The sequence below is a fragment of the Weizmannia sp. FSL K6-0777 genome (assembly GCF_038593185.1).
Taxonomy (GTDB): Bacteria; Bacillota; Bacilli; order Bacillales; family Bacillaceae_C; genus Weizmannia; species Weizmannia faecalis.
Genome location: NZ_CP151971.1, coordinates 2884917 through 2898327 on the forward strand (window position 1 = coordinate 2884917; position 13411 = coordinate 2898327).

A 13411-nucleotide genomic window follows, 5' to 3' on the forward strand; every position below is an offset into this window, starting at 1 on the left:
TCTCAATCTTTTTATTCTTTAGTTTGTCCCACAGTATTGGTTTCTTTCTTCTGATATAAATCATAGCGCTGGCTATAAAAGCCGAGCAAAAACTTACCCGATAAAGGCCTGTCATTAAAATCCTCATATTTAAGTTTAGAAGCGACTTCATCTATTAACATGGCATAGTAAGTCCCTTTTTTTCCCAGACGGACTTGATATGGCTGCAAACTGGCCTGGATCGTTCCCCAAGTGCGTGCAGGATGCTGTGAAAATGCATTCATATATCGGATGGCATTGGTAGCACGATTTTCGCCGGAATCCAAAGCATTTCGTTCGAATACATCCGCAATGGCCAGCAGCCTTCCGAATAAATAATCGCGGTTGTTATTTTCTTTATCAAGTGCCAAATTATATCCCTCCTCTTTATTAATCAGTGCACAAGCAATGCTTAATATTTTTTCCCATTCCCATTTTTCCAGAGCAACCGGATTAGATGCACGCCGAAGGGCACTTCTGACAATATCTGTTGGGATTCTTCTCCCTTCCACAATACACGGAAGCATTCTTTCCATTAAACCTTTTACAACTTTATCGCTTGCATTCGGACCATACGCCGCGAACGCGATATCTTTTGTTGCAGGCGCACCAAAAAATAAAATTGGCTGGTTGTCCTCATTTTTTCGATAACGGTGGAGCCAGGCGCAAGTTGTATGCCATTTTACCAAATTTTCAAAATAAATCTCTTTATTTAAATTTCGATAATAAAGGACAGCCATTCTTCCGGTTGTTGCCGAATCTAAAACCAAAATATTAATACTGGCTTCAGTCGAAAGATTGCTTTTATATCCATCCATTGCCTTAGAAAATTCACGTGCAAATTCCTGGTTTGTAAAAGCTATTTTTGGATTGTTTCCATTCGCAAAAGGATCGAGACTAGTAATGTCATATGAATCTTCGGTGACTGACGGCACTTCATTTCCGCCGTTTTCCCATACAAGAAATACTCTGTTATCGATTATTTTTCCCTGCTTGTTGATCAACCATTTCAGCGCATTATGAGCTTTTTGCGATGCTTTATAACTAATACTTGCCACTTGTTTGCTTTCAGTAAATCTCCCTCTGTACGTAAACCCGCTTGAGTCATTCGCAGATATCAGTTTGGCTTTATCTCCGGAATTTCTGATTTTATTAGCATGCCTCTCTGTGCTTGGCAAAAATTCACCCGTTACATAACAAAGATCCCGGTCACTTAAATGTTGATTGTAAAATTTTATAAATGATTCGTACATTTCCGGATCTTTCCATACTTTGGTCAGGATTTTTTCGGGCGAATAAACAGTAAACCTTACAAAAGCGCTCTCAACACTCCCTGTAACTGTTGAATATAATGGAGGCTTATCACCATACTTACTGTCCCATTTATCAATTAACTGCCCGTTGTTATCCAAAAACAAAATTCCCGCTTCTACAAGATCGTGGATTAACTGTTTCTTTTTTAAATATGCATAGATACTCTGCACTTTCGCATTACTAAACGGAGAATTTGCCCACTCACCTAATTGTTGAATATAATAAGAGAAAGGCTCTTCTATTTTTCCTCCATAAGCCACAAAGTCGCCGGCTACATAAATCAATTTATCATGCAATGGGTAAGGAGCTATTTTTTTACCGGCACGGCTGGATGATTCTTCTGTGCACGGGATTAATGTAACCGCATCCTTTTTATCATTAATTACCTCCGCATAATAAAAATTTCCATCCTCCGTTACCTGCACTTCTAAATGTGCAGTTTGTGTGGTATGTGAAACCGGAAGAAGCGTGTACTCCTGATCATTTCTTTTCTTTTCAATTTTCCCGACCTGCTCTTCATTCGCTTGATAAGTCTCATATAAGTTTAGTAACCAGCTCACTCACAATTCCCCTCCCCTCTCTAGTTCTTTTAAAAGCACATCGGCAGACTCCACATTATCCTTGGTAAAGGCTTTCATTTCCATTTCTGCAACTCTTCTCACCAGTTTACATTCGTCCGGCCGGATAAAATGGATTACACCATTTTTCATAACAGGGTTCCACAATCTGACTTCCATTTCATTACGGCCGGTTTCATCTGGATAATTTATGCCGTGAACCATTGTTCCAAAATACACTTCTTCTGTTTGGTCATAGTAACCCTCACCTTCCTCGAATACACAGGGTTCCACATAACCCTGGCACTCCCGGGCGCCAAGGAAAATGTCTCTTCTTCCGCCAGCTTTCAAGGATCGTTTCAGAATATTATGATGCTTATGTTCGTTACGATCAAATGCCAAATCCGGCCTGTGTGGGTTAAAGATGAAATGAGCCCTCACTTTGTAACGCACATCACGCAAATATGTGTAATTTGCCAGTGTATTGCCGCCGTTGTATTCAATCGGCCTGACACCCTTAGACTCCATCTTGATAGGATTCATCACACGCAAATCATCAATTATCATTAGAATAGTAGGTTTCCAGTAGATCGATTCGACTATCCCCTTTAGCGCTTGGTAGGTCGGTATTTGGTAGGATAATTTTTCACCTCCCATTTTTGTCAACGGATCAGTAAACAAAGCATATTTGCCATATACCTCAAATTCAATAGAATTCCTCATTTTTCCCCTCCTCTCATTTTTTGGCTGTTTTGATAAATTCAGTATACAATGTGCCTTTTTTTAAGTCAATAATTAATTATATATTATATGAAAAAATTTTTCTTTCCCTTTTTGTGTTATGATAATATAGTCGCTGGTAAAGCGCGGATTGAAATATATATTATATGATTTAAAAACCTATCTGTTATGATAGGTTTTTAAATTGACAAAAAATCCAATTCGCTGTCATTCTCCACATTCAAACCGAATTCATGATCATATGCACCTTCTTTGAGAGCCAATATTTTACCGTCAAACAAACTTATGATTCCGCCATTTCTTTCAAGCTTTCCAAGTTCCTGGCTGTAAAGGTTAATAGTGTACTGTTGTGCCTTTTTCATGAGTTTGCTGAGATCTTCAATGGTTGCGTTGCTGCTTAATTCGGCTATTACGTCATTTCCTTTCCCAAATGGAACAATAACGGAAGTTGTCTTATCATCTATCACACGAAATTTTTCTGCAGCTGTATAAAAACTGCTGCTTAAGAACAAGGGATACTTCTTTTTCGTATTACTGCAATAAGCCCTCACATAACTATAGTTGTTGGGATCAGTTGTTAACATTTCCACCATATTCTTCTGAAGAGACGGAACATTGTAATCTAAATTTGCATCAAACGCTGTATAAAACTCTTTAAAATATTTTTCCATTGCTTGGATAGACAGAACATTTCCATTATAGATAGATGGTGTATTTTTTAAATCGATAAAAATTCGCTTTGAAGTCTCTTTTCCCTTTTTTATTTCCGGAAGCCTGCTTAAATTTTCTTCTTCATGGTTGATCACATATACAAAACCGGTCTCTTTCTCTCCATGCCGATTGCAACGTCCTGCCGCCTGTGCAATTGAATCCAGACCGGCTAAGGAACGGATGACACACTCGAAGCTCACATCAACACCCGCCTCAATTAATTGGGTGCTTACACATATTACTTTTTTACCGGCATCCAGACAGTGCCTTACCTCTTCTAAAATTTGATTACGGTGGGCTGCACACATAGACGTACTTAAATGGAAAATGTTGATATTATTATCGTTTGAATTTAAATGTTCATATAATTTTTTTACAACACCCTTGGTATTCAATATAACCAGAACACTGGAAACCTCCGTCATTCTTTTCTCAATAAAGTTTGCAAGCTTTTCGGTGTTAAAGGTTTCATCAGTTGCCCTGTCAACAATTTCAACTCTTTTAAAGGCGTCTATTACGTTATCCAGACCACGGATAATCTCCGGATTTGGGCTGACCTGTAATTGATGTTCAACATAATTTAATGCCGGCTGGGTTGCCGTACAAAGCAGAATGCTGGAATGGCAATATGTTTTTAAAAAATTTAGTGCTTCATTGAATAAGGAAATGCAAGGCACCGGAACTTTTTGCACTTCATCAAAGATTAGCACCGCTTCACTCATATTGTGAAGGCGTCTAATATTTCTACTTCCCTTCGCATAAAATACATTTAAAAATTGCACCATCGTGGTAAAAATGATCGGAACATCCCAATTATCCTTTGCAAGTTTCAGTCTTTGCTGCACACTCATTATTCCGTCCTGTTGTTCATCATTCTCATCAGCATCTTCGACGACATTTGAATGATGCTCAAGAATATTTACATCGTCTTGCAAAACTTTCCGCACTTCCTCAGCATTTTGTTCGATAATTGTTGTAAAAGGCACGATATAAATGATACGCTTTTTGTTATAAAGTTGGGCATGTTTTAATGCGTATCGCAGGCTGGCAAAAGTTTTTCCTCCTCCTGTCGGGATCGAAAGCGTATAAATACCAGACGGTTTCTCGGCAAAGGCATCGCATTGCTCGGACATTTCGGATCTTAATCGATTGATACGGGCATTAGCGCTCGAGTTTTCCTTATAACTGTCTAAAGTAAGTAACAGTTTTTCATAGTATTGATTAAACAACTTTGAAACCGAAAATTGTTCTTTTTCTGGTTTATTTTCCTCAAACAATCTCGTATTCGTCCGGTCAGCATCAATTAATGCACTGAAAATATACTTCGTTAAAAACATCATCTTATGTGTGAGCGTTTTCGATGCGTCTTTCATAATAAAGTTCTTCAATTCAATTTCAGCCTGATTTACATAACTGGAAAAGCGTGTTGGGCTCATGACTTTTTCAAAGAAATTTTCTTTTGCCGTTTCAAATTCGTCAATTTCCTTACTATCAACTCTGTTTAAATACTTTAGGTCCATTTCCGGGCTGATAAAATCCTGCAAATAAGAATGGTGAGAAATGATTGCATTACCCACAATTTCAGCTAATAATGCTTTATGAGGGCTGGCTTTTCCTGAATGGAACATTTTGAATAAAAGCTTTCCTCCGGCGGTAGAATGGTCTACGCTTCCTCTTTTTGGCGGATGATCAGGGTTGTTTACCGCTTCCAAAACATAATTGCGGAATGCACTTGTATATTTCCCCAGATCGTGAAGCAGAGCAGCAAGCCCGGTTATGTGCTTCACACCAATCTTTTCTCCATAAGTTTCAGCTAATTCCTTTGCTGCCAATAAGTGTTCTTCAACTGTCTGTACCTTCTTGTCGCTTTCCCGAATATGCGCAATGTACTCCATGATTTTCCTCCTTTCATCCTCCATTATATAACAATAATCGGAATTACTTTTTGAATAAAAATAAAAATTTCCATTTATTAACCGCCCCTCCCATCCCAAAAACCCCCCGCAGCCAAATAACCGCGGGGGGTTTTCTTACATATCGGTCGCCACCAGGCTGGGAAAGCTCCAACCAGGTATGCGCAAATTCTCTTTTATACACCCAGCCATCTCCCGGGGAAGGGAAAGCCTCGCAATCGGGAGGCCTGAAGCATCCTTGCTGAAAGCTGCGAAAACTTTGTTTAGGGCGTCAGCAAAGGCTTCCCGTAATCGGGAAACCTGAAGCATCCTTGCTATCCTTGCTGAAAGTCCCAAAGTTTCAATTCTTGGCCAGCTGCTTGGATTTTCAGAAATGCCGATCTTTGAATGTTCAAAGCCTCCTTACATACCGGTCCCCACCAGGCCGTAAATGCAAACGCATCAGCATTTTCTTTACATGCCTAGCAGTTCTTTAATTTCCTCTTCATTCAGGCTGTTCAGCATGGTTTCGCCCGGCTGGATGACTTGTTCGATCAGTTCTTTCTTTTTCTGCTGGAGTTCGTATATTTTTTCCTCGATGGTGCCGCGGGCGATCAGGCGGATGACCTGGACAACGTTTTTCTGGCCGATGCGGTGGGCGCGGCCGGCTGCCTGTTCTTCAACAGCCGGGTTCCACCACAAATCATACAGCACAACAGTATCGGCGCCGGTCAGGTTTAAGCCGGTACCACCGGCCTTGAGCGAAATCAAAAAGACATTTTTCTCGCCGCTGTTAAACCGGTCTGCCATTTCGACCCGCTCCCGTGACGGCGTCTGGCCATCAAGATAAAAAGAATCGATGCCCTCGTCAGAAAGCCGCGTCCGGATCATCTGGAGCATGCTGGAAAACTGCGAAAAAATCAGCAGCCGCTTCCCGTTTTCAATCGCCGTATGCGCCAATTCAACGAGCTGCTCAAGTTTCCCGGAGTCGCCCCGGTAATTTTCCACAAACAGCGACGGATGGCAGCACAATTGGCGCAGACGGGTAAGCCCCGCCAGAATCTTAATCCGGTTCCGGTTAAAATCCCCTTCAGCCAGCGTTTGGGCTGTTTCATGCCGAATTCTGTCCAAATACGCCAGATAAAGCTCTTTTTGCGGTTTCGTCAGCTCGGACAAATGATTGGTTTCAATTTTATCCGGCAGCTCCTTCAATACATCTTTTTTGACGCGCCGCAGAATAAACGGCCGCACCATCCGCGAAATTTTTTCCTGCTCCATTTTCCGGAATTCAGGCAGCGGCGGGAAAAAGCCCGGGAGAACCGCCTGAAAAATCGACCATAGCTCATCAATGGAATTTTCAATTGGCGTGCCGCTCAACGCAAATCTTCTCCCCGCCTGCACATTCCGGACGGCGGCGGCTGTTTTTGTCGCATAGTTTTTAATCGCCTGGGCCTCATCCAAAATCAAAGTATCGAATTCAATCTTTTCGTACTCCTCGATATCCTGGCGCAGCGTCGGGTACGAGGTGATCAACACATCCGGCAGCTCGCCCGCTTTAAAAAAGGCTTTCCGCTCGGAAGGCGTGCCGGCAATAACCATCGACGAGAGCCCCGGTGCAAATTTTTTAATCTCGCTTTTCCAATTGTAAATAAGGGATGCCGGCGCCACAACCAAAAACGGCTTGATATCCGGATTCGCTTCTTTTTCTGATAACATGTAAGAGATGCTCTGCAATGTTTTCCCGAGCCCCATGTCATCAGCCAGAATCCCGCCAAGACGGTAAAAGGCGAGCGACTTGAACCATTGAAACCCGGTCACCTGATAATCACGCATCTTTGCCTCAAGCCCTTTTGGCAGTTCGAAATCCGTATCTTCCGGGTTTTTCAGCTGCTGGACGAGCTTCCGGAACGCTTTGCCAAATTTGACGGCGTATTTATCACGCGTCTTCATCAGCTCTTCCACCTGGAGCCCGCGGTAAACCGGAACTTTCAGGCGGGTGTCTTCAAGCTCTTTCTTCGAGACATGCAGTTCGCCAAGGAGCTGCCCGATATGTTCGAATTCATCGCTTTCGAGGGAGACAAAAGCCCCGTCCGGCAGCCGGTAATACCGTTTTTTCTCGATCACGGACCGGAGCACATTGCGGATCTCTTCTTCATCAATGCCGTCCATGTCGAAATTGACTTCCAGAAAATTTCCGCTCGTATCCATATCCACCGATGTAAGCGGCGTGTAGTGGCTCGTCTGGAAATACGATTTGATGGCGCCTGCAATATACACTTCCGCTTCCTCTTCAAGCTGCGGAAGAATAGTAAAAATAAATTCGTACAACGCTTCTTCATCGTTTTCCAAATACAGCTGTTTGCCGTTGTATTTGAGCGGCGACTGTTCGATCATCGTCATGATTTTCTGCTCTTTTTCCACATCACGCAGCAAAATCTTATCATCATCCGGCGTTTCTTCGTCCATAAACGGATCAATGACACGGGAGCCGTAATGATGTTCAATCCGCAGCGTAATCTTTTCGTCTTCGTTGTCCATAAAAATTTTCGTTTGTAGTTTTGGCTGGACGATTTTCCCTTTAATGTCTTTTGTCAGCTTTACTTTTCCGATCCGCTTCAGGCCTGGCAACACATTGGAAAGGAACGGGCTCATCTGCTCTTGCTGGACCTCTACTTCATCGCCACTTTTCTTGTAAAAATCTTCAAGTGCCGCTAAAAGGGTAAGCTGGTCCGGGGACAGCTCATAAAATCCCCCTTTGTAAAATGCAAGCCCGTATTGTTCAAATAAAAGCAAATCCTTTAAGCTCTTCAGCTGCAGTAAAAAGCCCGGACCGTCTTGCCTATTGCCGTCAAGCCGGAAAGAAAGCGGTAGTTCTTCTTCCTGATGCAAGACAATCGAATCTGCCGCGTAACGTTCATATTTGAATTTGCATTTGCGGTTTGCCAGTTTCTTTATAAGTGGCCTTGCGATAAACGGCGGAATGACCAGTTCCCGCTCCAATGCAAATCTGTACCAACGATCCATGGAAGCCTCGTACAATTGCTGGGTGGACAGCATATAAAGCAGCATCTCCACAATTTCCTTATCTTCTTCTTCGAACGCATGTTCATCCGGATCATAAATGAAGTTTTTTGTAAATGCATGCGGGTTCCCGCGGCTGACATTGCCGAGGAAATCTTTTATGTCGCGGACCACATATGTCCGGCCGGGCCCGATTTTAATTTCAATGGTTAAAAAGTGGTCAGAGCCAAAGCCGGAAACGTTCGTAGCTTTTAAAAAATATTCAAGACGGAGTGGCTTTCTCGCGGCATTGTGTTTTGTTTCCATCATGCTTTGTTGAAGGCCGGAAAAAATATTCATCAATTGTAAAGTTTTCATATGCTGGTGCGTCTCCGAAACATCGCCAATATTCGGTTCTGCCGCCTCTTCCTCCCCATTTGCAATCGCAAGCATGGCCGCTACTTCATGCTTGCACTCGCCGTATTGTTCATGTGCCGGGCATGTACATACGTTTGAAAATTCCCCGAATTCTTCGTCATAGTAAATAGTGACGTAATAGGTTTTGGACCCTTTTACGATTGCCGTCCAGGTGGAGTCTTTATTAAAAATCAATTTTTTGACCCGGCCCTGCATATAATAACTCATTCCCCGATGGAAAATAGCAGGGGAATACATCATCTCGACATCTTCTTCGAAAAGCAAATAATCAACCAATTCAGATCATCCTGTTCGTATTTTCTCCTAGGTCTATTATACAATATATAGGTGCACAAATACATTTTTCGTCCGAGTTGAATCGTTTGTAGATCGAGTTGAAGTATTTTAATATAAAAAAGATACGACATCAATAAGGAGGAGTCCCCATGGTAAAAACATTATCGCCGCGGGAAGCGCAATATGATATCGATCCGGTCTATTTGGAAAGATGGTCACCGCGTTCTTTTTTGGAAAAAGAAGTACCGGAAGAGGTGCTTTTGAGCCTGTTTGAAGCAGCACGCTGGGCACCGTCCGCTTATAACCATCAGCCTTGGCGCTTTATTCTTGCACGTACAAAGGAAGACAGGGAAAAAGTTCTGTCGTTTCTCGGGGAATACAACCGGATGTGGTGCAAGAACGTCCCCGCTTTTGCGCTTATTCTCTCGAAAACAGAAAATGAAACCGGCCCGATCCGTTCGCATGCTTTTGATGCAGGGGCCGCGTGGGGATACCTCTCCCTTGAAGCCGTCAGAAAAGGGCTCGCTACGCATCCGATGACAGGCTTTGATTTTGAAAAAGCACGTGAAGTATTGAACATCCCGTCTGATTATGCAATTGATGCCCTTATTGCCATCGGATACCGGGGTGAAAAAGAGGCGCTGCCTCCTTCCCTGCAGGAAAGAGAGACGCCTTCTGCACGCAGGCCTGTGAAAGAATCGGTTTTCGAAGGAAGTTTTGGAAATCCGGTAAAATAAGGAACCGGAGCATGATCAAAACGGCAACGGACCTTGGGTAAGCGGTTTGCGAATGGAAAGGGAAGGAAACGAATCAAAGCGGTAAGCTTGGCTTGCCGCTTTTTTAATGTTTTGTTCACAAATGTGAAATATATCACAAATTCTTGACAACTGTCCGGAATCCATTGTAATTCCGTTGCAAACGCTGTATTCTAAAAATGTAAGATATGTGAAGAATTTCACATGTTATCATCATTTATCCTAAGGGAGATGTTAAAAATGAAATGGTATCATGATTCCAAAGTCAGCATTATCTGGGCAATCATCCGTATTTGGCTCGGCATTCAATGGCTTGAAGCAGGTTTGCATAAATTGACGGGAGGGTTTGATGCTGCTGGATTTTTAAAGGGGGCACTGGCAAAAACGGCTGGCGAAAATGCCGAAGTTCAAGGCTGGTACGCAGCGTTCCTCACCCATTTTGCCATACCGAATGTCCATGTTTTTAATGTGCTGATCCCTTATGGGGAAGTACTAGTTGGCCTCGGCCTGATCATCGGGCTGGCAACCATCCCGGCTTTAATTGCAGGCGCGTTTATGAACCTGAACTTTATGCTTGCCGGCACAACGAGCACCAACCCGGTCCTTTACACCGTCGCCATCATTCTGCTGTTTACAGGCAGTGCATCTTACTACTGGGGACTTGACCGTATCGCCATCCCGGCAATAAAAAATTATTTCCAAAACCGGGCCCATAAACCACGTCCTGCCCATTAACCGGTTCATATTAAAGCAAACCTTTTGCGGGTTTGCTTTTTCATTTTGGCTTTAAACTGTTTAATTCCGCATGCAAGGGGAAAAGTACAAACATACGAAAAAAGAAGGGATGTGGTGGATCATGAAAAAATCGATGGCCATGACAGCAGTCGCTTTAGGTGCTGCCTACTTGTTGCGGAATAAAAGATCACGCAGCAAACTGATGAACCAACTGTCAAATTTTGCAGGCGCGAAAAAATAAAAAATCCCGGCCTCCCAAAAACGGGAGCCGGGGTTTTTTATGCAGCCGGTTCACATTCCTGACCGGGACTTTTATACTCGTGTCTCCACCGGTCTAAAACATACAACGTTTACATCTGCCAAAGGCGGTTAAAATTTCCAAAACCAGGTGAAATTCTCGCCTCCCGCCGGCTTAAAATATCCCGCGTTTACATCTACAAAGCTGGTTCGAGTTTCCAAACAAATAATTTTATGATCATTTCACCGCGGTAAAATTTCCGGACCGTGTTTTTTATACTCATGTCTCCACAGGTCTAAAACATCTGGCGCTTTCAACTGGAAAAGACAGGTAAAATTTCTAATCAAATTATTTTGATGGCCATTTACCCGGGTGAATTCTCGTCTCCAGCCGGCGCATACATTTGTCAAAATCGATTACAATTTCCAAACAAATATTTTTATGATTATTTCACCGCGGCCCCGGCTTAAATAACCGGCGTTTACATTTGGCGAAAACGGTTAAAATTTCTAAACAAATATTTTTCCGCCCGAAACTTCCGGGCCAGCCGGCTTCAAATTTCTAAGCAGCGGGGTTGTCTTGATAGATTTTTCTAGCCCATCTATTTGTTTCGTCAAGCTTATCAATCCAAACCGGCACGCGTCCAAACCAGGCCATTATTTACATTTTTTTCAAAAGCGGTGTTTGTTTCAAAGCGGACAAGTCTTTTGCCCCGATTCCGAACATTGCAATCTTCAGCTCAAGCTCTGTTTGTTCATAAGTAGAAAGCAGTGCATCCACTGAATGGACGGCATCATGCAACAGCTTTCTTCCAAATCCCGCCAAGTCAGCTCCGAGGGCGATAGCTTTGGCGGCATCCACTCCGTTTTTCAAGCCGCCGCTTGCGACCAAAATACCTTGAAGGCCAAGGTTGCGGGCTTGGGTGATGCACGCCGCCGTCGGGTTTCCCCAGCCGGAAAATGCCTCTGCTGCCGCTTTTTTCAACGGATCGGACGTTAAATATTTTTCCACCTGGCTCCATGATGTCCCGCCTGAGCCGGCAACATCGACAAAAGAAACGCCAACGGAATAAAGCTTTTCGGCGAGGCGGCCGTTGATGCCCCACCCGACTTCCTTGCAGCCGACCGGCACTTCTAGGCGGCTGCAAAGGTCTTCAATTTTCACAAGCAGATCTTTAAAATTCGTATTGCCGCCTTTTTGAAAGACTTCCTGTAAGGAGTTGAAATGCAGGATTAAAGCATCCGCCCCGGTCAGTTCCACGATCCGGCGGCACTCGTCAATTCCGTAGCCATAATTCAACTGGACGGCACCGAGGTTGGCCAAAACCGGAATATGCGGCGCGACATCCCGCACTTGAAACGTATACGCCTGTTCCGGGCTTTCTAACGCAGCCCGTGTTGACCCTAACGCAAACGCCCAGCCTCTTTTCTCCGCCGCCTGCGCCAGGTTCCGGTTAATGGTGCGGGCCTGAGCAGTGCCACCGGTCATGGAGCTGATCAAAAACGGGGCTTTCAACGGCTTACCGAGAAAAGTCGTTTCCGTCGAGATTTCTTCAAAATCTAGTTCAGGCAGCGCCTGATGCTCAAAACGATATTTTTCAAAGCCGGTTGTGGTGTCTTTCCCGGCAACATTTTCCTCAAGCACAACGCGGATATGTTCCGCTTTCCGCTTTGATATAGATGATTCTTCCATTTTTCACTTCACCTTTCGTATGAGAGCCATATCTTCCTGTATCGGTTTACATTCCTTATAGAAGCCGCTTCTGCTGCTTACCCAGCATTTTCATTAAGCTTTTTATGACCTCATCGCCTCTGCGAATTTTTTTGTAATCAGCTGCGGCCTTGTAATGGCTGAACCCACCACAACTGCAAACGCCCCGAATTCGAGCGCTTTTTTCGCTTCAGCCGGCGTATCAATATGCCCTTCTGCAAAAACGGGAATCGTTAAAGCGTCCACAAGCTTCTTGAGCAACGCAAAATCGGGCTCTCCCTGTTTCGGAGAATAGGAGGTGTAGCCGGAAAGCGTCGTGGAAACGCAATCCGCACCGAGCCTTGCTGCCTGCAATCCTTCTTCCTCTGTGGAAATATCGGCCATCACCGGGAGACCGGCTTCATGGATATATCCGATTAAACCGGAAAGCGTTTCGCCGCCCGGGCGTTTCCGGCCGGTCGCGTCAAGCGCGATCATATCCGGTTTTACGGCAAGCAGTTCGTCAATTTCTTTTTTTGTTGGAGTAATATACACTTCCGAACCTTCATAATCCCTTTTGACAATGCCGATAACAGGCAGCCCTGTTTCCGCTTTGATGGCCCGGATATCTTCAGCGCTGTTTGCCCGAATGCCGGCCGCTCCGCCTTCTTTTGCTGCAAGCGCCATTTTCGACATGATGAACGGACTGTGCAAAGGTTCATCCTCCAGCGCCTGGCATGACACAATCAGCTTTCCTTTTACCATATCAAACATTCCAAATCCTCCAATATCCGTTTAGTCCTCGTCTTTGATGTCCGGAACTTCCAGAAGCGGTTCATTCAGCCATTCTTCCACAAGTTGCCTGTATTTTTCGAGCTGTTGCAAATAGATATCAAACTGATCCCGGTTAATCAAATACTGTTCTCCATCATGCACGGCGCGTATGCGTCTTTGCAAGATCAATTTTTCAATCACCGGTTCCGGAAAAGACAGATATTCCGCTGTTTCCTGAATGGTTAAATACATTGCAGGCACCCCGATTCATCT

Annotated in this window: 9 protein-coding genes; 2 read left to right on the forward strand and 7 right to left on the reverse strand. The window is 43.9% G+C overall.

The genetic code is table 11. From position 1 onward, the window contains the following. Positions 1–11 precede the first annotated feature (11 nt). From cas8c to NST70_RS13955, 4 genes are all read right to left on the reverse strand, one after another. Positions 12–1892, reverse strand: a complete 1881-nt coding sequence (gene cas8c / locus NST70_RS13940) for a type I-C CRISPR-associated protein Cas8c/Csd1 (protein WP_061577465.1) — start codon at positions 1890–1892, stop codon at positions 12–14. After that, the gene (cas5c, locus tag NST70_RS13945; RefSeq protein WP_035183662.1) at positions 1893–2612 is read right to left on the reverse strand and encodes a type I-C CRISPR-associated protein Cas5c; all 720 of its coding nucleotides are present in this window, start codon (positions 2610–2612) and stop codon (positions 1893–1895) included. A gap of 197 nt (positions 2613–2809) precedes the next feature. Further along, positions 2810–5236 (reverse strand): CRISPR-associated helicase/endonuclease Cas3, encoded by a 2427-nt coding sequence (locus NST70_RS13950; protein WP_026684589.1) that lies wholly within the window; start codon positions 5234–5236, stop codon positions 2810–2812. A gap of 471 nt (positions 5237–5707) precedes the next feature. Continuing rightward, entirely contained in the window at positions 5708–8947 is a 3240-nt protein-coding gene (locus NST70_RS13955) for a DEAD/DEAH box helicase (protein ID WP_017552100.1), read from the reverse strand. Between the two features lie 149 nt (positions 8948–9096). Here NST70_RS13955 and NST70_RS13960 point away from each other — a divergent pair, with 149 nt between their 5' ends. Together NST70_RS13960 and NST70_RS13965 are read left to right on the forward strand one after the other, a co-directional pair. Then, complete coding sequence (locus NST70_RS13960; protein ID WP_017552101.1) at positions 9097–9684, forward strand: nitroreductase family protein; 588 nt, start codon at positions 9097–9099, stop codon at positions 9682–9684. 258 nt (positions 9685–9942) lie between these two features. Then, positions 9943–10437 carry a DoxX family protein gene (locus NST70_RS13965; RefSeq protein ID WP_026684585.1) on the forward strand — a complete coding sequence of 165 codons (495 nt, stop codon included), beginning with the start codon at positions 9943–9945 and terminating at the stop codon, positions 10435–10437. 898 nt (positions 10438–11335) lie between these two features. Here the strand turns inward: NST70_RS13965 and fni are convergent. The 3 genes from fni to NST70_RS13980 form a co-directional block, all read right to left on the reverse strand. Then, a complete protein-coding gene (gene fni / locus NST70_RS13970) occupies positions 11336–12367 on the reverse strand; it encodes a type 2 isopentenyl-diphosphate Delta-isomerase (RefSeq protein ID WP_342475376.1) in 1032 nt (343 codons plus the stop codon). A 102-nt stretch (positions 12368–12469) separates the two neighbouring features. Next, positions 12470–13138 (reverse strand): N-acetylmannosamine-6-phosphate 2-epimerase, encoded by a 669-nt coding sequence (locus NST70_RS13975; protein WP_017552105.1) that lies wholly within the window; start codon positions 13136–13138, stop codon positions 12470–12472. Between the two features lie 21 nt (positions 13139–13159). Further along, positions 13160–13390, reverse strand: a complete 231-nt coding sequence (locus NST70_RS13980; protein WP_061577460.1) for an excisionase family DNA-binding protein — start codon at positions 13388–13390, stop codon at positions 13160–13162. Positions 13391–13411 lie beyond the last annotated feature (21 nt).

Coding starts and splice junctions, on each gene's coding strand:
- NST70_RS13980 (WP_061577460.1), bottom strand. CDS start 13,390: ATGTATTTAACCATTCAGGAAACAGCGGAATATCTGTCTTTTCCGGAA.
- NST70_RS13965 (WP_026684585.1), top strand. CDS start 9,943: ATGAAATGGTATCATGATTCCAAAGTCAGCATTATCTGGGCAATCATC.
- NST70_RS13960 (WP_017552101.1), top strand. CDS start 9,097: ATGGTAAAAACATTATCGCCGCGGGAAGCGCAATATGATATCGATCCG.
- fni (WP_342475376.1), bottom strand. CDS start 12,367: ATGGAAGAATCATCTATATCAAAGCGGAAAGCGGAACATATCCGCGTT.
- NST70_RS13950 (WP_026684589.1), bottom strand. CDS start 5,236: ATGGAGTACATTGCGCATATTCGGGAAAGCGACAAGAAGGTACAGACA.
- NST70_RS13975 (WP_017552105.1), bottom strand. CDS start 13,138: ATGTTTGATATGGTAAAAGGAAAGCTGATTGTGTCATGCCAGGCGCTG.
- cas5c (WP_035183662.1), bottom strand. CDS start 2,612: ATGAGGAATTCTATTGAATTTGAGGTATATGGCAAATATGCTTTGTTT.